Source organism: Streptomyces sp. NPDC028298 (assembly GCF_055565895.1).
On the sequence record NZ_JBVHTL010000005.1, the window covers coordinates 337,870 to 356,916 of the forward strand.

At 73.3% G+C, this 19,047-nt stretch carries 21 protein-coding genes; 11 read left to right on the forward strand and 10 right to left on the reverse strand.

The window, feature by feature from the left end; genetic code table 11:
• Positions 1 to 240 precede the first annotated feature (240 nt).
• Both ACZ4TO_RS24185 and ACZ4TO_RS24190 read right to left on the reverse strand, forming a co-directional pair.
• Positions 241 to 2,175 (reverse strand): FUSC family protein, encoded by a 1,935-nt coding sequence (locus ACZ4TO_RS24185; RefSeq protein ID WP_468025178.1) that lies wholly within the window; start codon positions 2,173 to 2,175, stop codon positions 241 to 243.
• Between the two features lie 77 nt (positions 2,176 to 2,252).
• On the reverse strand, positions 2,253 to 3,152 hold the full coding sequence (locus ACZ4TO_RS24190; protein WP_468025179.1) for a hypothetical protein: 900 nt from the start codon (positions 3,150 to 3,152) through the stop codon (positions 2,253 to 2,255).
• A 189-nt stretch (positions 3,153 to 3,341) separates the two neighbouring features.
• Here ACZ4TO_RS24190 and ACZ4TO_RS24195 point away from each other — a divergent pair, with 189 nt between their 5' ends.
• Positions 3,342 to 3,893, forward strand: a complete 552-nt coding sequence (locus ACZ4TO_RS24195) for an SH3 domain-containing protein (protein ID WP_382783535.1) — start codon at positions 3,342 to 3,344, stop codon at positions 3,891 to 3,893.
• Positions 3,894 to 4,030: 137 nt separating this feature from the next.
• Here the strand turns inward: ACZ4TO_RS24195 and ACZ4TO_RS24200 are convergent, their stop codons facing one another.
• The gene (locus tag ACZ4TO_RS24200) at positions 4,031 to 4,465 is read right to left on the reverse strand and encodes a hypothetical protein (RefSeq protein WP_382783538.1); all 435 of its coding nucleotides are present in this window, start codon (positions 4,463 to 4,465) and stop codon (positions 4,031 to 4,033) included.
• Between the two features lie 123 nt (positions 4,466 to 4,588).
• Here ACZ4TO_RS24200 and ACZ4TO_RS24205 point away from each other — a divergent pair, with 123 nt between their 5' ends.
• The 3 genes from ACZ4TO_RS24205 (at position 4,589) to ACZ4TO_RS24215 (ending at position 7,807) form a co-directional block, all read left to right on the forward strand.
• Positions 4,589 to 5,227 (forward strand): NAD(P)-dependent oxidoreductase, encoded by a 639-nt coding sequence (locus ACZ4TO_RS24205; protein WP_382783541.1) that lies wholly within the window; start codon positions 4,589 to 4,591, stop codon positions 5,225 to 5,227.
• Positions 5,228 to 5,297: 70 nt separating this feature from the next.
• On the forward strand, positions 5,298 to 6,449 hold the full coding sequence (locus ACZ4TO_RS24210) for a PP2C family protein-serine/threonine phosphatase (protein WP_468025312.1): 1,152 nt from the start codon (positions 5,298 to 5,300) through the stop codon (positions 6,447 to 6,449).
• A gap of 71 nt (positions 6,450 to 6,520) precedes the next feature.
• Entirely contained in the window at positions 6,521 to 7,807 is a 1,287-nt protein-coding gene (locus ACZ4TO_RS24215; protein WP_385042733.1) for a hypothetical protein, read from the forward strand.
• A gap of 71 nt (positions 7,808 to 7,878) precedes the next feature.
• Here the strand turns inward: ACZ4TO_RS24215 and ACZ4TO_RS24220 are convergent, their stop codons facing one another.
• Both ACZ4TO_RS24220 and ACZ4TO_RS24225 read right to left on the reverse strand, forming a co-directional pair.
• Positions 7,879 to 9,120: an amidohydrolase gene (locus ACZ4TO_RS24220; protein ID WP_382783550.1), complete on the reverse strand. Its 1,242-nt coding sequence runs from the start codon at positions 9,118 to 9,120 to the stop codon at positions 7,879 to 7,881.
• 73 nt (positions 9,121 to 9,193) lie between these two features.
• Positions 9,194 to 9,367 carry a hypothetical protein gene (locus tag ACZ4TO_RS24225; RefSeq protein WP_385042731.1) on the reverse strand — a complete coding sequence of 58 codons (174 nt, stop codon included), beginning with the start codon at positions 9,365 to 9,367 and terminating at the stop codon, positions 9,194 to 9,196.
• A 150-nt stretch (positions 9,368 to 9,517) separates the two neighbouring features.
• On the opposite strand from ACZ4TO_RS24225, the gene ACZ4TO_RS24230 reads away from it, so the two are divergent.
• Positions 9,518 to 10,861: a helix-turn-helix domain-containing protein gene (locus ACZ4TO_RS24230; RefSeq protein ID WP_382783555.1), complete on the forward strand. Its 1,344-nt coding sequence runs from the start codon at positions 9,518 to 9,520 to the stop codon at positions 10,859 to 10,861.
• A 55-nt stretch (positions 10,862 to 10,916) separates the two neighbouring features.
• Here ACZ4TO_RS24230 and ACZ4TO_RS24235 read toward each other — a convergent pair whose 3' ends face one another.
• Together ACZ4TO_RS24235 and ACZ4TO_RS24240 are read right to left on the reverse strand one after the other, a co-directional pair.
• Positions 10,917 to 11,639, reverse strand: a complete 723-nt coding sequence (locus ACZ4TO_RS24235) for a L,D-transpeptidase (RefSeq protein ID WP_385042729.1) — start codon at positions 11,637 to 11,639, stop codon at positions 10,917 to 10,919.
• Positions 11,629 to 12,186, reverse strand: coding sequence for a SigE family RNA polymerase sigma factor (locus tag ACZ4TO_RS24240; protein ID WP_468025180.1), 558 nt, complete (start codon positions 12,184 to 12,186; stop codon positions 11,629 to 11,631). The genes ACZ4TO_RS24235 and ACZ4TO_RS24240 overlap by 11 nt, the downstream gene beginning before the upstream one ends.
• Positions 12,187 to 12,297: 111 nt before the next feature.
• Between ACZ4TO_RS24240 and ACZ4TO_RS24245 the strand changes: the two genes are divergently transcribed.
• The 4 genes from ACZ4TO_RS24245 (at position 12,298) to ACZ4TO_RS24260 (ending at position 15,778) form a co-directional block, all read left to right on the forward strand.
• Positions 12,298 to 13,248 (forward strand): L,D-transpeptidase, encoded by a 951-nt coding sequence (locus tag ACZ4TO_RS24245; protein WP_382783564.1) that lies wholly within the window; start codon positions 12,298 to 12,300, stop codon positions 13,246 to 13,248.
• Positions 13,249 to 13,370: 122 nt separating this feature from the next.
• The gene (locus ACZ4TO_RS24250; RefSeq protein ID WP_468025181.1) at positions 13,371 to 13,967 is read left to right on the forward strand and encodes a hypothetical protein; all 597 of its coding nucleotides are present in this window, start codon (positions 13,371 to 13,373) and stop codon (positions 13,965 to 13,967) included.
• 210 nt (positions 13,968 to 14,177) lie between these two features.
• Positions 14,178 to 15,248, forward strand: a complete 1,071-nt coding sequence (locus tag ACZ4TO_RS24255; RefSeq protein ID WP_468025182.1) for a tyrosine-protein phosphatase — start codon at positions 14,178 to 14,180, stop codon at positions 15,246 to 15,248.
• A 308-nt stretch (positions 15,249 to 15,556) separates the two neighbouring features.
• Positions 15,557 to 15,778, forward strand: coding sequence for a hypothetical protein (locus ACZ4TO_RS24260; protein ID WP_037614735.1), 222 nt, complete (start codon positions 15,557 to 15,559; stop codon positions 15,776 to 15,778).
• 83 nt (positions 15,779 to 15,861) lie between these two features.
• On the opposite strand, the gene ACZ4TO_RS24265 is transcribed toward ACZ4TO_RS24260, so the two are convergent.
• Complete coding sequence (locus ACZ4TO_RS24265) at positions 15,862 to 16,710, reverse strand: hypothetical protein (protein ID WP_468025183.1); 849 nt, start codon at positions 16,708 to 16,710, stop codon at positions 15,862 to 15,864.
• 200 nt (positions 16,711 to 16,910) lie between these two features.
• Between ACZ4TO_RS24265 and ACZ4TO_RS24270 the strand changes: the two genes are divergently transcribed.
• Positions 16,911 to 17,225: a MerR family transcriptional regulator gene (locus ACZ4TO_RS24270; RefSeq protein WP_382783576.1), complete on the forward strand. Its 315-nt coding sequence runs from the start codon at positions 16,911 to 16,913 to the stop codon at positions 17,223 to 17,225.
• Between the two features lie 303 nt (positions 17,226 to 17,528).
• Entirely contained in the window at positions 17,529 to 17,732 is a 204-nt protein-coding gene (locus ACZ4TO_RS24275; protein ID WP_020871138.1) for a cold-shock protein, read from the forward strand.
• Positions 17,733 to 17,874: 142 nt separating this feature from the next.
• On the opposite strand, the gene ACZ4TO_RS24280 is transcribed toward ACZ4TO_RS24275, so the two are convergent.
• A complete protein-coding gene (locus ACZ4TO_RS24280; RefSeq protein WP_468025184.1) occupies positions 17,875 to 18,297 on the reverse strand; it encodes an ATP-binding protein in 423 nt (140 codons plus the stop codon).
• Positions 18,298 to 18,552: 255 nt separating this feature from the next.
• Positions 18,553 to 19,011, reverse strand: a complete 459-nt coding sequence (locus tag ACZ4TO_RS24285) for a cupin domain-containing protein (protein WP_382783583.1) — start codon at positions 19,009 to 19,011, stop codon at positions 18,553 to 18,555.
• Between the last annotated feature and the right edge of the window lie 36 nt (positions 19,012 to 19,047).

Genomic DNA, 19,047 nt, shown 5'->3' on the forward strand with positions numbered 1-19,047 from the left:
GCAACCCTTCGCGTGAGTTGATCCCGTCAATCCCTGGCCAGGACGGACACGTAAGGTTAGCGGCCATAGATGGTGATCTTCGGCAGGGGCGGCGCTCCGGACAACCGTCGCGTCAACCCCCCTACAGCGCCCACGGGTTCACTTTCCTACCATGGTGATTTGTCGGAATTCCGAGTTCCGTCCGTCCCGCGCGTGAACGTCGGGACGATGGCCGAATAGTCGGTGCCGACGCCTCCCGTGTCAATGAGGCGAGGCGATCGCCCTGGCCGCCGCGACCTCCTGCCGCACCGGTTCGAGGACGCTGCCCGCGGGTCCGGTGAGATCGGTGCGGACGGCGAAGAGCACGTCCGTCTCGCGCAGCCCCTCGGACAGCTCCCTGAGCTGGCGCGCGATGGTGGAGATCTCGGCGGCGGACGGCTCGGCCGCGCCCTGCCGGACCCGGACCCGGGCGGCGGTCGTGGCGTCCACGATCCGCTCGACGGCGACGACGAGCGGCATCCAGGCCGCGGCCCGGCGCCCGTTCGGCGGCGGTTCGGTCAGCGCGCGCTGGAACTCCGTACGGATGGAGGACAGGTCGCGGTACAGCCGGCGCCTGCTGCGGGCGCGGGCCGCCGGCTCGGCGGCGTCCCCGAAGGCCAGCTCGACATACCCGGCGGTGTCGGCGACCGCGTCCGCGAGCCGGTCGCCGACCCGGGCGTGCCAGCTCTCCGGCCAGAGCAGGTATCCGGCCACCAGGGCGATGCCGCAGCCGATCAGGGAGTCGACCAGGCGGGGGACGACGAGCCCGGTCCCCTGGTGGTTGAGGGTGTCGGACAGCAGCAGGATCACCGGGGTGATGGCGGCGGTCTGGTAGCCGTAGCCGCGCGGGGTCAGGGCCGGGATGAGCGCGCCGAGCGCCATCAGCACGGGTACGTCCCACCAGCCGCGCGGCACCAGCGTCAGCACGGTCGCCGCGACCACCAGGCCCGCGACCGTGCCGAGGGCGCGCAGCAGGGCCCGGGAGAAGACGGAGCCGTAGTCGGGCTTCATGACGAAGGTGATGGTGAGCGCGACCCAGTAGGAGCGCGGGACTTCGACGGTCGAGACGAGCACCTGGGCCACGCCGATGCACAGGGCGAGGCGGGTGCCGTAGCGCCAGGAGGCCCCCGACAGCAGGACGTTGCGGGTGGCGCGGGCGGCACGGACACGCAGCGCGGCGGGCCGGCCGAGGCGGTCGTCGAGGGTGTGCGGGTCCGGGGAGCGGTCGGTCACGACCCGGGCGGCGTGCCGCAGGGCGTGGTCGACGGCGCGCGCGGTCTCGTCGGCGGGGGCGGGCAGCCGCAGTTCGAGGGGGTCGGTGCCGCCGGTCTCGACGGTGTCGGCGAGCAGGCTCACGGCGGCGGGGATCGAGGCGGGCAGCGGCTCGCCCCGCTGGTGGGCGGCGGGCGCGGCCTCGACGACCGGGGTGACGGCGTTGAGCTGGGCGAGCAGCCGGACGAGGTCGGGGCTGCGGCCGTGGTGGAAGGCGCGCCGGGCCAGGACGAGGTCGTACGACTCGTTCAGGGACTGGGTGACGGCGAGGCGGAGACGGCCGTAGTCGTCGGTGCCGCTCGCGGCGAGCAGGGCGGCGACGGTGCGGTAGGTGTCCGCGACGGCGGACCGCTCCGGCACCCCCGAGCGCAGCGGCCAGGCGAGCAGGGTCAGCGCCAGCACGAGGAGTCCGCCGCCGGCCATCAGCAGCGGGGCGAGCCACCAGGCGCCGGGCAGCGGAAGTCCGGCGCCGATGACGCAGTTGAGGAGAAGCAGCAGTCCGGTGACGGAGGCGACGGCGCCGATCGACGAGATCATCCCGGAGACCAGCGCGACCAGGGTCACCGTGACGACCGCGGTCCAGCCCTGCCCGTAGACCGCCGCGCCGATCGTGACGCCGATCGCGCCGAAGAGCTGGGGGACGGCGATGTTGAAGATCCGCATGCGGTACGCGTCGGCGGTGTCGCCGATGACTCCGGACAGCGCGCCCATGGAGGCGAGGGCGCCGTACGCGGGCTGTCCGCAGGCGAGGCCGACGGCGAGGGGGAGCGCCAGCGCGACGGCGGCGCGGACGGCGGCGGCCCGGTTGACGGGGGCCTGTTGCGGCCGGAGGTTCCTGACCAGCCAGTCGGGAGGGGTGAGACCGACGGGGAACTCGCGGGACATGCCCCAAGTATGGCGGTTTCCCCGGAGCGGCCCCGGGGGCGGTCCCGCCGGTGGAGGGGGACGCACTGGGCCCGCGGTCAGGCCCCCACGTGCGTCGACCGCTCCGACGGAGTCTGCGCGGGGGCTTCGGCCGGCGCTCGTCGGCGGGCGTACGCGCGGGCGAGCGCGGCGGTCAGAGCCACCGTCAGACCCAGGGCCAGCAGCAGCCAGCTCACGAACCGGAGGGTCTCGGTGAGGGCGTCGTACACCGCGCCCGCCGCGGTGCGGGACACGTCGGGCGGCAGGTCGTCGAGGGTGAGCCGGCGGCCCACGACGATCGCGGCACCGAGCAGGGCCGCGCCCAGCGCGGTGCCGAGGCCCGTCGCGAGGACCGCCCGGCGGCGGCGCACGGCGATGACGATGCCGGTCGCCGCGAAGACGACCGACGCCGACGGGAGCCAGAATCCGGCGACTTCGAGCACGTGGAACCCCTTCCGGAGCCGGGCCAGGTCCTTGGCCTCGAGCACGGTGATCTCGGTGTGCTCGACCGGGATCCGGGCGGCGAGCGGCATGTGGTCGTCGGCGAGCCGGCGTTTGACCTGCTCGGTGACGGGCGCGAGATCGACGGTCACCGCACCCTCGTGGTCCTCGCGCAGCGCCCGCATCACGGCGTCGTGCGCGGCCAGGTTGGCCGTCTCCCACGCCGTGCGGTACGCCTCGGTCTCGGTGAACGAGCGCACGGCGTCCCGCACGAAGTGGTTCACCGGCCCCTGGAGCCGGGGCCGTACGTGGACCTCGCGCAGGATGTCGTCGGTGACGCCGGCCGCGATGGCGTCCCGGACGTCCTCGTCGGCGGCGAGCGGCGCCATGGTGGCCTCGTACCGCTCGGAGTCGCCGAGGCCGTACGTCGCCCACGCCGACAGCGCGCCGAGCGGCGCGAGGAGGCAGGCGAGCGCGATCAGCACGGCCGACAGGGCGCTCCGGACACGAGGGGACACGTCTTCAGGCAAGGCCTCCCGGACCCCGTGCGCGACCGGGCCGCCTGCAAATGGGCGCACAGGACAAGCCGTACGGGGAGTGCCCGTACGGAGACCTCACGCATCCCTTGGGCCCCAAGGGTTTTGGGCGCTCGGGTGGAGCCCTCACCCGAACGGGTGTTTCCTGGATCTGGGGAGAAGGAGGCCGATATGCGCACCACCCCAGCTCCGCGGATTCTTGCCGCGGCCCTGCTCAGCGGCGGTGTACTGACCGTCCTGGCCGCCGGTCCCAGCATGGCGGCGACCGAGTCGGCGCACACCGGCGACGGCTCCGGAAGCACCGTCTGGGGCACCGTCATCTCCAGCGGGGAGATGAACCTGCGGCTCCAGCCCAGCACCAGCTCGCCCGTCGTCGGTTCGCTTCCCTCGGGCAGCCAGGACCGCGTGCAGTGCGCGGTGAACGGGCAGAGCGTGTCCGGCACCACCGTCTGGTACTGGCTCGTCGGCGCCCACGCCTGGGCCAGCTCGGCGTTCGTCTCCACCCACGGCCAGTGGGTGCCGAGTTGCTCGGACCCGTGTCCCGACCAGAAGGACGGGACCTGGCACAACGCGCACTGGGACAACGACCGGAACCCCGGCAACGACCCCGGCTGGAGCGTGAGCGCCTCCGGCTCCTGGACCTTCACCGTCTCCAGCGCGTGGAGCTGGACCGTCTCCGGCTCCTCCTCGAACTCCTGGGACTGGGTCCCAGGTGGTGGGTGAGTAGGTGAGTGAGGGAGACGCACGGGGCCCCGGCATCGCGCCGGGGCCCCGTGTGCGTTCCGCGAGTTCGCGTGTTCGCGTTCCCGTGTTCGTGCCGTTCCGGCGTACCCGTACGCCGGAACGGCACGGTCACGGTGTCAGCCCGCCTTTCCCTCCGCGTCCTCGTGCGTGTAGTAGCGGTAGAAGGCCACCGCGTACACGCCCACCGCCACCGGCAGCGACATGAACACGGACCGCAGGACGGTCGCGTCGGTCTGGCTGTACAGGAAACCGAACGCGCAGCCCGCGAACACGGCCCACACCAGCGCGTGCGTCTCGCGCCGCATCAGCGGAGCCACCGTCCGGGCGGCCACGTAGGCCGCCGCGAACGCGATGGCGCACACGAAGCCGAACAGCACGTTCCAGCCCGTGATGGCACCGGCGTCCCGGTTGATGGCGGCGGCCCAGTAGCCGTAGACGAGTCCGCCGGCGACGGGCACGGCCCATTTCGCGATCGTGTGGGTCTGTGCCCCGAAGACATCGGTCGATCCGGATGTACCTGGTGTCCCTGACACGGGTGCGGCTTGAGCCATGGAAGGACTCCTCTCTGCTCGCCCCCGCTTTCCAGGTCACACCTCGCCGCAGCCCCCGGCAACTCGGGTCGCCACCGCTTCGCCGGGATGCGGTGATCATGGTCGCGTGCTTCGCTGAGGTGCATGAAGCTCGTACTCTTCGGTGCCACCGGCATGGTCGGCAGCCGTATCGCCACGGAGGCGTCGGCGCGCGGACACCAGGTCGTCGCGGTCAGCCGCTCCGGGCAGTCCCCGGTTCCCGGGGTCGCCGCGACGGCGGCGGACGCCTCGGACGCGGCGAAGGTCGCCGAGCTGGTGGCCGGCGCGGACGCGGTGGGGTCGGCGTGCGTCCCGCCCCGCGACGGCTCCGATCCCCGCGAACCCTTCCTGGCCCTCAACCACTCCCTGGTGGAGGGCGTCCGCTCGGCCGGGGTGCACCGGCTCGTGATCGTCGGCGGGGCGGGCACCCTGGAGGTCGCGCCCGGCGAGGCCGCCTGCGACCAGCCGGACTTCCCCGAGGCCTACCTGCCGGAGGCGCTCGCCCACCGCGACGCCCTCACCTACCTGCGCAGCGACGTCGACGACCTCGACTGGACCTACATCTCGCCCGCCGCCGACATCGCCCCCGGCGAACGCACGGGCGAGTTCAGGATCGGCGGTGACCGCATGCTCACCGACGCCGCCGGCCAGAGCCGCATCAGCGCCGAGGACTACGCGATGGCCTTCGTCGACCAGCTCGAGATGCCCGTCCACCCGCACGGCCGCATGTCCGTCGCCTACTGAGAAGAAGAGACGGAGGCGGTACGGGGAGGTGGCCGGCCGGAGATCCGTACGCGACCGGCTCCGGCACGCCCTGCGGCCCCGCCCCGGGCCGGCGTACTCCTTCCCCCGGGCGCAGCCGCTGAAGGTGGGCGGGCGCAGTGTGGCCTGGCTGCCCCCGCTGCTGCTGCTCATGGGTATCGCGCTGCTCGACGCCAGTACCTCCGGCAGGTTCCGGATCATCTCCTGGCTCGTGCTCGTACCGGTCATCGCCGCGGCGATCTGCGGAGTCCCCGGCACGCTGGCCCTCGGCGTGCTGTCGCTGCTCGCCTACGTCGCCATCGACGCGTCGTGGCCGCACCGGTACCAGAACGGCCTGCCCGATTTCATCCTCGTCGTGGTCGGCGGCGCCCTCGCGGCCCTCGCCTGCTCCGTGCGGCTGCGCGCCGAGCGCCAGATGCTGCACATGCGGGACGTCGCCGAGACGACCCGGCGCACCGTGCTGCGCCCGATGCCCCCGGGCTGGGGCGGCCTCGACCACGCGGCCGTCTACCTCGCCGCCGACAGCGAGGCCCGGGTCGGCGGCGACTTCTACGACATCCAGCCCGGCCGGCACGGCACCCGCCTGCTGCTCGGGGACGTCCAGGGCAAGGGTCTCGCGGCGGTCGAGGCGGCTGCCGCGCTGCTCAGCACCTTCCGCGAGGCCGGGTACCACGAGCCGGCGCTCACCACGGTCGCCGCCCGGCTGGAGATCCGGATGCTGCGGCACAACGGCTACCGCGTGGCGCTCGGCCGCGACGACAACGACCGTTTCGCGACCGGAGTCCTGGTCGCCTTCCCCGAGGACACCCCGGCCACGGTCGAGGTCGTCAACTTCGGTCACGAGCCGCCGCTCGTGGTCACCCCCGACGGGGTGCGGAGCCTGCCTCCCGGTGACGGACTCCCGCTCGGCATGGGCGATCTGGCCTCCACGCCGCCACCGGTCCTCCGCGTCCCCCTCGCCCCCGGGGAGACGCTGCTCCTGGTCACCGACGGGGTGACCGAGGCCCGCGACGCGGCGGGTGACTTCTTCCCGCTCCGCGACACCCTCGCCAAGGCACTGGCACGGGACCCGCGCACCGCCGATCCGCACCGGCTCGTCCGGTGGGTGCGCGACGGCACGCTGGACCACTGCGGCGGGCGGCTCGCCGACGACACCACGATCTTCGCCGTCCGTCGCAGGGCGGCCGACGGCGGGCGGAAGTAGCCGGGGCGGCGGATCTTTGCACGCGCAGCCGTTACGGTGCTGAGGTGTCCGAACGATGGGGGAGAGAATCCGTGCCCGGAACCGTGCTGCTCCTCGCCGCCTCACCCGTGGGCAAGGGGTGTCTGGTGGACGCGGCTTCCGTGCTCCCCGTGCTCGCGGCCGTCGCCCCGCCGGTGCTGTCGGGAACCGACACGGCGAACGTCGTCGAACTGGCCGACCCGCTGGAGCCGCAGGCCGTGCTGACCCGGCTGCGCGCGGCGGCGACGGCGCCCGGACCGCTGACCATGTTCGTGACCGGCCAGCTCCAACTCGACCGCCGGCAGCGGCTTCCGCACCTCGCGCTGGCCCGCACCACCCCGGCGACGGTCCGCTACACGGCCTTCCCCTGGCGCTGGATCGCCGACGAACTGCGGCTGCGCCCGCCGGGTTCGACGACCGTCTTCGTCGACCTGCACGCGGACGCGGACACCTGGGAGTTCCTCGCCGGGCGCCCCCTCACGGCGGGCCCGGCGACCGAGCTGTACGGCCGTGTCGCCCCGCCGCCGTCCCGTCGTACGGTCGCGCAGCCCGCGTACATGCGAGCCGTGGCCACCCTGCTCCGCAGCGGCCACCGGCCGCATCCCGCCCAGCTCCACCAGCAGGCCCTGACGAGGACGTCCGGCGAGGAGAGCACCCGGCAGGCGGACCTCGTCCTCGCGCCCGGGCAGACCTGGGCCGGCCGGCCGTGGCCCCCGGCACCGGAGTTCACGACGGTCACGGCTCCACCGGCCGCCGGGTCCGCGCACGCGGCGGCTCAACCGGCCGCCGAGACCGCTCACTTGCCCGCTCCACCGGCCCTCCCGCCGACGCCCCTGCCGACCGTCCCGCCCGCGCCCCGGTCGGCTCCGCCGGCCACTTTGCCCGCGCCCTCGTCGGCCCCGCCGTCCGCCCCGTCCGCCGATCCGCACGGGGAGATCACCGCCGCGGTGCGCGACGGCCGTCACGAGGACGCCCTCGCGCTGGCGGCGCACCGGGAGCGGGAGGCGCTGCGCACGCACGGGCCCGGCTCCGAGCAGGTCCTGCACTGGATGGAGGTACGGGCCGACCTGGCGATGCTCGCGGGGGACGCGGAACGGAGCTGCCGCGGCTGGCTGGCCCTCGCCGGGACCCGGCTGGACGCGGGACAGGCGCCGGGCGCCCCGGAGGTGGAGTCGGCCGTGGACCGGGCCCACCACCAGTGGGGCCGTGTCGCCGATCCGGTGCGGGCCCGTGAACTCGGGGCGGAACTGGCCCGGTTGAGACAGCGTGTGCCCGGGCGACGGCAGGGCGCGCTGGACCATGTCCGGCGGCAGCTCAGCCAGTTGCAGACACAGGCCTGAGCGATGCCCGCCAGGCCCGGGGGAGTTCGGCCCCGGGGCCGGTGATCGTCGGACCCGCCCTCGGACCCGCCCTAGGCCGACAGCCAGGCGAGCGCTCCCGAGACCAGGGTCCGTACGCCCGGGGCGACCGTGGACAGGTCGGGGGCGAAGTGCGGACTGTGGTTGCTGGGCACGGCCGCGAGCCGGATCATGAGGTCGTCGGCGCCCGGGGCCGCGTTCCAGACGTCGGCGGGGGTGCTGGTCACGAACCAGTAGGAGTAGGGGATGCGGCCGTCCGCGAGCCGGGGGAAGTCCTCGCTGCCCATGGCCGGACCGGGGTCGAGGATCGTCCCGGCACCGAAGACCTCCCCGTGCACGGCGGCGACACGGCGGTCGGTCTCGGCGTCGTTGACGGTCATCGGGAAGTCGTTGCCGACGGTGACCGTGGGCTCGGCCGGGCAGCCGGCCGCCGCGCACTCGCCCGCCGCCACGCGCCGCACGGCGGCGATCATCCGCTCCCGCACGTCCAGCGACTGCGTCCGCAGGTTCAGGGAGATCCGGGCCTCGGACGGGATGATGTTGTGCCGGGTGCCCGCCTCGATCCGTCCCACCGTCAGCACGGCGGACTCCCGGGCCGCGATCTCCCGGCTGACGACCGTCTGGAGCCGCGTCACGATGTACGCGGCGGTCACCACCGGGTCGACGGTCGCCTCGGGCCGTGAACCGTGCCCGCCCCGGCCGTGCACGACGATGTCGATGTCGGTCGAGGCGGACATGATCAGGCCCGGGGAGTGCGCGTACAGCCCGGCGGGTCCGGGCGCCACGTGCTGGGCGAGCAGGACGTCGGCCACCGGGAAGCGTTCGTGGAGACCGTCCGCGACCATGCGGGCCGCGCCCTCGCCGGTCTCCTCGGCGGGCTGCCCGACCAGCACGAGCGTGCCGGACCAGGTGTCCCGTCCGGCGGCGAGCGCCTCGGCCGCGCCGGTGAGCCAGGTGACGTGCAGATCGTGACCGCAGGCGTGCATGACCCCGGCGGTCGCCGAGGCGTACGGCAGCCCGGTCTCCTCGGGGACGGGCAGCGCGTCCATGTCGGCGCGCAGCAGGACGGTGGGCCCGTCCCCGTTGCGCAGGACGCCGACGACGCCTGTGCCGCCCACGCCCTCGGTCGTGTCGTACCCGGCCTTGCGCAGCCGCTCCGCGAGGAGGGCGGCCGTACGGTGTTCGCGCAGCGACAGCTCGGGATGCCGGTGCAGATCCCGGTAGAAGTCCTCCAGGGCGGGGACCGGGAGGTCGGCGGTGAGGTCCAGCGCGGTACGAGCGGCGGTAGAGGTCACCGGGTCAGCGTAGGCGCCAGGATTTCGTCGTACGGGGGATTCGCCGCTTTCGCGCGACCGCGCGGGAAGGGCGTCACCGGTTCGCGGCGAGTCCCGGGTGACCGGCCGTGTGCGTGGCGGTGCGGGTCGCGGGGGCCTGGTCGGCCGCTCTCGCGGGGCCGACGTTCGCCGCCGTGACCAGCGCGGCGACCGCGATGACGGCGGCGAGAAGCCCTCTGGAGTAGCGCGCGGAAATACGTCGGAGCACGGTGACCTCGCAACAACAGCGGCGTATTAAGCAGGCTTAATCCGGCGCTTAACGTAGAGGCTCCCGGGCGCACATCGCAAGAGGGTCCCGGAGTTGGACAGTAGTCAAAAGCCGGACCGTCCCGGCTCGGCTTGATGGCATGCTTGACCCATGGCGGAGCGGGACGACCCTGAGATCATCGGGCGCAGGGTGCAAAAGCTGCGTACGGAACGCGGTTTGACGCAGAAACAGCTCGCGGAACCCGTGTACACGCCCGCGTACATCTCCACCCTGGAGGCCGGCCGGGTCCGGGCCTCCGAACCCGCGCTGCGGCACATAGCCGGCCGACTGGGCGTCGCCTACGAGGAACTGGCGACCGGACGCCCCGCCCATCTCGCCACCGACCTGCGGCTGCGGCTGACGGACGCGCAGCGCACGCTGTCCACCGGAGAGGCCGAGGTGGCCGCCGAGGTCTACGCCGTCCTGCTCGCGGAGGCGGACGCCCACGGGCTGGTCGCCGAACAGGCGGCCGCGCTTCTGGGACTGGGCGAATGCGCCCTGGACACAGGGGATCTGGAGACGGCGCAGCGGCGCTTCGAGGAGTCGGAGCAGCGACTGGGGGACGCGCCGCTGACGCAGCGGGTGCCCGCCGTGCGGGGCCGGGCGGTCTCCCACTACCTCGCCGGTGAACTCCGTTACGCCTGCTACCTGTTCGAGTCCACCCTGGACGAGCTCAACCGGACGGGCCTGCACGATCCCGAGGCGCTGCTCCTCCTCTACACGGGAGTCATCGCCCCCTACATGGACATGGGCGCGCATGCGCGGGCCGCCCAGGCCGCCGAGTTCGCGCTCGCCCTCGCGCCGCAGGTCCAGGACCCGGCGCTGGTGGCGCGGATGCACCGCTCGGTGGCCCGGACGATGATCGCCGAGGGGCGGATCGCCGAGGCCGACGTCTCCCTCGCCAAGGCCGCCGAGCTCTACCGCCAGCTCCAGATCCGCACCGAACTCGCCAACTGCCACTGGATGCGCGGCTATCTGTACGCGCAGAACGGTGAACTGGAGCGTGCGGAGAGCGAGTTGCGCGAGGCGCAGGCCATGCTCTCCGCGAAGCGGGCCGCGCTCTACACCAGCCAGGTCGCGGTGGAACTGGCCGACGTGCTGCACCGGCGCGGCAGGTCCGACGAGGCGGGCGAGATGCTGCGGCAGGTGCTCGGCGACCTGAACTCCGAGCGGGGCGCCATCCACGCGGCCGCCGCGCACCGCCTGCTCGGGATCATCGCGGAGGACACCCGGGACACCGAGGCGGCCGAGGAGCACTACGTGCGGGCGATGAGCCTGCTGGAGCGGGCGGGCGCGGCGGGCGACCTGGCGGACCTGTGCCGGCTGCTCGGCGACCTGCTGCGGCGCACCGGCCGGGTGGAGGCGGCCCTGGACGCCTACCGCACGGGTCTGGGCCACCGCACAGCCCCGGGCACGACGACCCTCGGCCCCGCCCCGGCGCAGCCGCCCCTCTGAGGGCGCGCGGGCCGCTCCGACCGCCCGAGGTCCCCTCCGACCGCCTGGGGTCGCTCTAGCCGCCCGAGCTCCCCGAGCCCGAGCCCTCCGAGCCGGCCGTCGAGCCGGTGCCGGTGGCCGTGTCCGAGCCCGCCGTCGCCGTGCCCCGGTCCGCCCCCGAGGGCCGGATCTCGACCACCGCGCCCGGCGCGAGCCGGTCGTACAGCAGCTTGGCGTCGGACTTGTCCAGGTTGATCCAGCCGTTGTCGGGGTCGGTGATGCCCTGGTCGCCGTAGCTCATGGAGCCCACGTAGTCCGTCCCGCCGTCGGGATCGGTGAGCCTGACCACCCAGGAGGCGTTGAAGGAGTAGCCCCCGCCGAAGCCGACCGTCCTGCCGGAGACCCGCATGGTGGCCTCCTTCCCGGTGACCGTCGTCCGGACCGCCTGCCCGACCGTGGTCAGGTTGTCGCCGTGGAGCGTCAGCCGTTGGCCGGCCACCGAGATCACCCGCCTGCCCAGATCGATCGTGGCGTCCGGAGAGGACACCGGCAGGCTCGGGGCGACCGTGGGACCAGGACTCGCGGCCGGCGGAGGCTCGTGCCGCGCCCCGTCGTCCGGGCCCAGCGTCACGACCAGGGCGAGCGCGCCCGCGACGGAGACGCCGGCCGCGGCCACGGCCGTACGACGGCGGCGCCGGCGGCCCGTGGCCCGGCCGCGGATCTCCGCACCGGTCAGCCCGGGAGGCCTCTCCGCCTCGGTCGCCAACTCGCGCAGGGCGGTGGTGAGTTCATCGGACACGGTCGTCCTCCCTCTCCCCCTCGCCCGGCGCGCCCGCGAGGCCCGACGGACGTGCTGAACCGGCCGGATCCGCCGAATCCTCCGAGAGCACCCGTGCCAGCGCCGCCCGGCCCCGCGCGAGCCGGGCCTTGACCGTGCCGACGGGGGCACCGGTCTCGGAGGCTACCTGCTCGACACTCAAGTCGCACAGATGGTGCAGAACGATCGCCATCCGCTGCGCCTCGGGGAGCGTGCGCAACGCGGTGACGAGCGCGGTGCGTTCGGGCCCCGGGCCCGGGGTGTGGTCGGCCGGCGGGGTGCGGCGCACCAGTTCCAGCCAGCGGCGGGCCCGGCGCCAGCGGCTCACCGCGAGCCGTGTCGCCACGGTCCGTATCCACGCCTCGGGAGCGCCGTCGGCGAGGAACTCGCGCCGCCGGTCCCACGCGCGGACGAACGCCTCCTGGACGACGTCCTGCGCCTCGCCGTGATCCCCCGTGAACGCGTAGAGCTGGCCTGTCAGCCGGGGGAACGCGGTCGCGTAGAACGCGTCGAACTCTTCCTCGGTCATGCCCCCCGCCCGAATGTCCGCGAATTCTCCGGCCGTGTGCAACCAGGCCGTCCCCGCCGCGCGTACAGGTCCCGTACGTCGCACATCGAAACACACCACGGGGGGATCACCATGACCAGGAAACCGCGGGGCCGCAGAGGCCGGTCGGTCCGCGTCCGGAGCGCGGCGGCGGCGCTGTGCGCGCTCGCGCTCGCCGGCTGCTCCGCACGGGCGGCGGCCGACGCCGGGGGCGGGGAGGCCGGGCCGGGGGGCAGGCCGGCCGCCACCGCCGAACCGACGGGCACGGCACGGCCGAAGCCCTCGGCCACACCGCCCAGGCCCCTGCCGGGCGCGCACGTCAACATCGCCGAAGGGCAGACCGTGGGGGTCGGCATGCCGGTCTCGGTGACCTTCGACCGTCCCATACCGGTGGCCGAACGGGCCGCGGTGGAGCGGCAGTTGAAGGTGACCGCCGACACCGAGGGCTCCTGGGGCTGGGTGAAGGACCGTAACCTCGCCGACGGGCAGCGCGTCGACTTCCGGCCCCGCGCGTACTGGAAGCCCGGCACGGCGGTCACCGTCCGGGCCGGGGCCGGAATCACCAGGCATTTCACGGTCGGCCGCTCCTTCGTCGCCACTGTCGATGTCCGTACACACTTCATGACGCTCGAAACCGCCGGATCGTCGCGCCGCGTCCCGATCACCGCGGGCGCGCCGGGCATGGACACCTGGAACGGCACGATGGTCGTCTCCGACAAGGCGTCCAAGGTGTTCATGGACTCGCGGTCGGTCGGCTACGGCGACCAGTACGCGGATTACTACTACTACGCCGTCCACCTCACCGCCTCGGGCACCTACCTCCACCAGAACCCGAAGGCGAACGTCTACGGCGGCCGCCAGAACGTCACGCACGGCTGCGTCGGACTCGCCACCGGCGGCCCCGCGAAGCGGTTCTTCGACGAGGTGATCCCCGGCGACGTCGTCAAGGTCGTCGGCTCCCGGGACACGGTCGCCGTCGGCAACGGCTACGGCGACTGGAACCTGGCCTGGGACCAGTGGCGAGCCACGAGCGCGCTCGGCTGACGGGTCCGCGCGAGAGATCTCCGGCCGGCGTCGTCCGGCCGGCGGGCGCCCGAGGTCCGCACGGGGGAGCGGCGCCCCCGCACCGTCCGAACACCGTCCCCCTCACGAGGAGTTGTCCGTCCATGGCAGGTAAGAAGAGGTACGCGGCGGTGGCCGTGGCCGCCGCCGCGCTCATCACGGCACCCACGGCCGCGTACGGGGTCTCGCCGGCGGGATCGGCGTCCGCCGCCCGGCCGGCGCACGGCGCCGCGGTCCCGGCACACGCCCCCGTGCTCCAGGTCGCCAAGACCGCCCCCACGGCCCGGATCGTCGCGCCGGACGAGCACGTCACCGAGCCCGGCGGCGCCGAGTTCTGGCTGACGCCCGAGGGCAAGCACTGGACGACGCCCGACAACCCCTACCCCCAGTTCACGAACGTGGTCAACGGCAACATCGACCTGCACACGCCCGGTGTCTCCGCGTTCGTCGAGGGCACCGCCCAGGGCCACGTCACGCTCTCCGGCGTGTACTACGGCGGCACCGGCACCGCGTCGCGGGTCACGGTGCGGACCACGGCCGGAACCCTGCACGCCAAGCTGCTGGAGCTCGCGGGGAACCCCGGCTGGGGCGTCTGGTACGTCAGCACCGATCTGCCCGCCGCCGACCAGGACTACGCCGTCCGGCACGTCGTCGTCCGCGACACCACGGGAGCGGTCTACTCCCGGCTGGACCTGAACTGAGCCCACGGGCTCCGCGGGCTCAGGCTCAACGGGCGCGGGGGCCGGTCCTTCCCGGCCGGCTCCCACGTCCCGCCACCCCTTCCCCCCCGGTACCGGCCGACCTCCCCCCCGGCACCGGCCGACCCCGGTCACCGGTCCGACATGCGGGGGCTGTCGGGATGTCCGGCGGTGTACACCAGAAATTAGGTTCAATCACCAACTATCCGGGTCATGAAGATCGCATCCCTGGCCGGTGTCGTCCTCGCGCTCACCGCCGTCTCCGTGACCGCCCCCGCGGCCTCCGCCACGCCCGGCGGCCACGGCCACACCCCGGCCCACGCCTCCTCCAAGCACATCCCCTTCACGTCCGCGACCGTCACCGCCGGTGACGACGGTTCGTACCGCATCGTGTGGAAGGCCCCCGGAGTGCGCCAGGTGGTCGTGCGCGCCGCCGGACGGACCGTCGCCAGGGGCGGCGCCACGGGCGACGTCACCGTGCGCGGACTGCCCGCCGCCGACCGGCAGTGGTTCGACCTCGTCCCGCAGCACGGCGGCTCCCTCCACCTCGCCGACCGGCTCGTCAAGCTCGACGGCGCGGTCAACTTCCGGGACGCGGGCGGCTACCGCACCGGCGACGGCCACTGGGTCAAGATGGGCGAGATCTACCGCTCGGACGCCCTGAACAAGCTCAGTGACGCCGACCTCGCGAAGCTCGGGCGGCTCGGCATCCACGCGGTGTACGACCTGCGGATGGAGTCGGAGCGCTCCTCGGCCCCGGACCGGGTGCCCTCCGGTGCCTCCTACACCGTCGCCGACGTCCTCGCCGGGTCGTCCACGCTCACGGCCATGCCGACCACCGAGGCCGAGGCCGTCAGGATGATGGTCGACGGCGAGAAGTTCATGGTCAGCGGCAACAGCGCGCGGGCCGCCTACACCACCGTCTACGCCGGGGCCGCCGACGGCGACGGAGTCCTCTACCACTGCACCGCCGGCAAGGACCGCACCGGCTGGTCCAGCGCGGCCCTGCTCACCGCCCTCGGCGTCCCGCGCTCCACGGTGATGAACGACTACCTCGCCAGCAACACCTACCGCGCCGCCGCGAACGCGGCCACGCTGGCGGCCATGCCGCCGGCCCAGGCCGCCGTCTACAAGCCCCTGCTCGACGTCCGCGCCGAGTACCTCAACTCCGGCTTCGACGAGGTCCGCGCCCAGTACGGCGACTTCCGCTCGTACCTGAAGGACGGCCTGCACATGGACGCCCGGGAACTGCGCGACCTCAAGCGCGAACTCCTGGTGGGCTGACCCGGGCGTCCGGCCGGCCTCCCGCGGCCGGCCGGACCCGGACGCGCCACGCTGCCGCCCCCCGGATGCCCCCGTCGCTTGTCCGGTCCGCGACAGGCTCGCCCGGAGGACGGCCCCGCGCACCGGAAAGATCACGGAGCCGGGGCCCCGTCGGCTGACCTCAGAGAACGCCCGGACGGCCGGGCGGAGACCGTACGCAGGGCACCCCGCCCACCCCGTTCCGTAGCCCCCGGGGACGCCGAGTCGGAGCGCGATCGAGACCATCAGGCCCTACCGTCCGCCGGAATAGGGCCCATACTGGATTCACGATGAGTAAATCCTCCGCGCCCCGGCGCCACCTGCCCACCAGCCCCTTCGCTGCACCCGTCGTCCCCGTGGCCAAGGAGTTCAGCCTCGGAGACCGCGTCTCCCACGACCAGTACGGCCTGGGCACGATCGTCGGCGTCGAAGAGGGCATCGCGATGCTCGTCGACTTCGGCGCTCGCCAGGTCCGCGTCCTGAGCCCCTACACCCGAATGGACCGGCTCTGAACCGCACCCACTGACACCTCCGGCCCGCGGCAGCCCCACCACAGGTTGCCCGGGCCGTGGTGCATCCGGGCACCGGCCCCCGCTCAGCCCTGTGTCGGCGCGGGCGACTTCCCCGCCAGGACGTCCTTCAGCCGGTTCGTGCCCGCCTGAACCGCCTGCTCCGTCGACTGGTGCTCGGTGCCCGAGAGGCCCCCGTTGGTGAGGGACAGCGCGCTGTCGCCGACGCGCACCGCCGCGAAGTCGAGGGTCAGTGTCTCGGGATCGCCCTCCAGCTCACCGCTCATCGTCACCTGGAGGCCCTGGCGGGCGTCCCCCACATCGGGCAGATGGGTCGAGACGACCTGGACGGTCTGCTTGTCCCCCTTGCCGTTGACGGCCGTGAACTCGTCGCAGACGTCCGGCAGCGTCTTCAGCCAGTCGAACCTGCTGTCCAGGGCGCTCTTCCCGTACGAGGCGACCTCGTAGCGCATCTGGGCGTCGTTGTCGCTGTCGTCGAAGCCGGTGACCGCGCTTGCACCCTGCGGCTTGCCGAGCAGGTCCTCCGCGTACAGGCCGTCCAGCAGCTTCTGGCACTGCTGGGCGTTCCCCTTGTCGGTGACGAACGCCGAGGCGTCGACCTTGCTCTTCAGCACCGCGTCGTGCCAGGCCGCCACGCCCTTCGACTCGTCCCACTGCGACCCCAGGTCGGAGTTGGTGATCAGCGCCGACTGCGCCTCCGCCTTGGTGAGCGCACGCACGGACGGGGAGGGCGAGGCCTTCGCGGCACCGGTCTCCTCGGCCACGGGAGAGGCCGGGACCGTGGACGCCGGGGACGCGGGTGCGTCCGTACGGCCGGAGCCGCCGCCGTCACCTCCGCCGCCCGAGCAGGCGGCCGTCGAGAGCAGCATCCCCGCGGTCAGGGCGGACGCGAGGAGACAGGACGGACGGATCATGCGAGGGCCTCCCGAGGACGGTCCCGAGAACGGGCTGTGTCCCTCCACGCCACCACCGGCCACCGCCCCCCACCAGCGCACCGGGCCGTCCGGGTGAGTGCGGCGCGCGGATGCCGCCGGGCCGGTACCGGGTGCCCCCGTCCGGTACCGGCGCGGATCTGCCAGAGTGGAAGGTGATGCATGCGCCCCAGGGAAGCACCATGAGCCCCACCGACCGGTTCGAAGACGACGACTACCCCGCCTACACGATGGGCCGTGCGGCCGAGCTGATCGGCGCCACGCCCGCGTTCCTGCGGGCCGTCGGGGAGGCCGGGCTGATCACCCCCCTCCGCTCCGAGGGCGGCCACCGCCGCTACTCCCGCAACCAGCTCAGGATCGCCGCCCGCGCCCGGGACCTCGTCGACCAGGGCACGCCCGTCGAGGCGGCCTGCAGAATCGTCACGCTGGAGGACAGCCTCGACGAAGCCCTGCGGATCAACGAGGAGCTGCGCGGTTCGACACCGCAGGACGCCTGAACGCGCTCCCGACGGCTCCGGGCAGGTGCTTCCGGGCGGCCCCGCGGCGGTGTTTCCCGGCGGCGCCCGAATATCTGCTCCGGCCGTTACAGAATTTGGTGCACGGGTCCGCGAGATTTTGATATTCCCCGTGGCGGGGTGAGATAGTGCGCCGCCTTCGAGGCGGCTGACGTGCTACTGTCGATTTCAGTTGCAGTTGTGGTTCCCAAAGTTTTTCCGGTGCATTCCGGTTGGGGCAATCATTACGGCGACGCGGGTCCACGAGGTGTGGGCCTTCGAGCTTAGCCCCGAAGGAGATTTGACATGGCTACTGGCACCGTGAAGTGGTTCAACGCGGAAAAGGGCTTCGGCTTCATCGAGCAGGACGGCGGCGGCGCCGACGTCTTCGCCCACTACTCGAACATCGCCACCTCTGGCTTCCGTGAGCTTCAGGAAGGCCAGAAGGTGACCTTCGACGTCACGCAGGGCCAGAAGGGCCCGCAGGCGGAGAACATCGTCCCCGCCTAGTCCGGGACACCGGACGGCCGGCGCTCGCACCACATGGTGCGGACGCCGGCCGTCTGCTTTTTCGCGGTCATTGAAATTGCGATGAATTTTCGGTTCGCGTTCCCATTTTCGGCCGCGCCAAACCCGAAATCTCGGCGAACCGCTACCGGACCGCCAGCACCGCGCGTACGGTCTTGCCGCCGAAGCCGGTACTGACGATCTCCAGGCTGTGCGCGAGCTCCTGGACCATGGCCAGGCCCCGGCCGCTTTCCGATTCCGTGTCCAGCACGCCGATCCGCGGCCGTCCCGGACTGTCGTCGTGGACCTCGACGGTCACCCGCCCGTGCCCCAGTTGCAGCCGCAGCCGGCAGCCGCTGCGCCCGTGGCGCACGGCGTTGGCGACGAGCTCGGAGGCGATCAGTGTGGCGTCGTCCACCTGGTCCGCGGTCGGCGCGGCGAGCCGTGACCGCGGCCGGGTCAGGAACGCCGTCGTCAGCTTGCGGGCCCTGCCCGCCGAGACGGCCGTACGCGGCAGTGTGTACTCCACGCGGGCGGTCGGCCGGACGGTGCGCTGGTGCGCACGCATGACTGACACCTCTCTTCCCCCTCCAGGACGACAAGCACCCGGCCGACGGCTCCGTCCCCGTCGACCGGGACCCCGCGCGAAACGGTGCGCGGCCGGTCCTGCCCTCGGGTGATGCCCCACCCGGGCGATCCGCAACCGGGGACCCGCGTCACAAAGCCGCCAAGGAACGCACCGAGGCGGTCGGAAGGCCGCCCGGAGGCAGTCCCAGGGACGCCCGGCGGTCCCTCGGCGGCCCCTTCCGTGTCAACGGCCCCTTCAGCGACCGGAGTCCAGGAGATGGAAGTCGTCGTAGTCGAATCCGGGCGCCACCACGCAGCTGACCAGAACCTCCTCGTCACCGGCCGGCCGGGCCGACTGCCAGACACCGCCCGGGACGAGGACCTGGGGGCGCTCCCCCGCCTCGACGCGGGGGCCGAGGCGGACGACCTGCGGAGTGGACTGGGGGCTGGTCCCGTCGCCGCCGAGCAGGAGGTCGAGGGGTCCGCCGCGGTGCCACAGCCAGAGTTCGTCCGAGCGGACGGTGTGCCAGGCGGAGGTGTCGCCCGGCGTGAGGAGGAAGTAGATGGCGGAGGCGGCGGCGCGGGGACCCGGGTAGCCGTCGGGCAGGAAGGCCTGGGGCGCGGTCCAGGTCTCGACGAACCAGCCACCTTCCGGGTGGGGGCTCATGCCCAGTGCGGCGGCCAGTGGCGGGATGCCGGTCTCAGGTGAGGTCACCCCCTGCCTCTATCACGCGGCCGAAGGGCGGTTCAA

Bases quoted from the DNA above. Each gene is read 5' to 3' on its own strand.
- ACZ4TO_RS24185 (WP_468025178.1), bottom strand. From the start codon at position 2,175: ATGTCCCGCGAGTTCCCCGTCGGTCTCACCCCTCCCGACTGGCTGGTC.
- ACZ4TO_RS24195 (WP_382783535.1), top strand. From the start codon at position 3,342: ATGCGCACCACCCCAGCTCCGCGGATTCTTGCCGCGGCCCTGCTCAGC.
- ACZ4TO_RS24200 (WP_382783538.1), bottom strand. From the start codon at position 4,465: ATGGCTCAAGCCGCACCCGTGTCAGGGACACCAGGTACATCCGGATCG.
- ACZ4TO_RS24205 (WP_382783541.1), top strand. From the start codon at position 4,589: ATGAAGCTCGTACTCTTCGGTGCCACCGGCATGGTCGGCAGCCGTATC.
- ACZ4TO_RS24230 (WP_382783555.1), top strand. From the start codon at position 9,518: ATGGCGGAGCGGGACGACCCTGAGATCATCGGGCGCAGGGTGCAAAAG.
- ACZ4TO_RS24240 (WP_468025180.1), bottom strand. From the start codon at position 12,186: ATGACCGAGGAAGAGTTCGACGCGTTCTACGCGACCGCGTTCCCCCGG.
- ACZ4TO_RS24245 (WP_382783564.1), top strand. From the start codon at position 12,298: ATGACCAGGAAACCGCGGGGCCGCAGAGGCCGGTCGGTCCGCGTCCGG.
- ACZ4TO_RS24250 (WP_468025181.1), top strand. From the start codon at position 13,371: ATGGCAGGTAAGAAGAGGTACGCGGCGGTGGCCGTGGCCGCCGCCGCG.
- ACZ4TO_RS24255 (WP_468025182.1), top strand. From the start codon at position 14,178: ATGAAGATCGCATCCCTGGCCGGTGTCGTCCTCGCGCTCACCGCCGTC.
- ACZ4TO_RS24260 (WP_037614735.1), top strand. From the start codon at position 15,557: ATGAGTAAATCCTCCGCGCCCCGGCGCCACCTGCCCACCAGCCCCTTC.
- ACZ4TO_RS24265 (WP_468025183.1), bottom strand. From the start codon at position 16,710: ATGATCCGTCCGTCCTGTCTCCTCGCGTCCGCCCTGACCGCGGGGATG.
- ACZ4TO_RS24270 (WP_382783576.1), top strand. From the start codon at position 16,911: ATGAGCCCCACCGACCGGTTCGAAGACGACGACTACCCCGCCTACACG.
- ACZ4TO_RS24275 (WP_020871138.1), top strand. From the start codon at position 17,529: ATGGCTACTGGCACCGTGAAGTGGTTCAACGCGGAAAAGGGCTTCGGC.
- ACZ4TO_RS24280 (WP_468025184.1), bottom strand. From the start codon at position 18,297: ATGCGTGCGCACCAGCGCACCGTCCGGCCGACCGCCCGCGTGGAGTAC.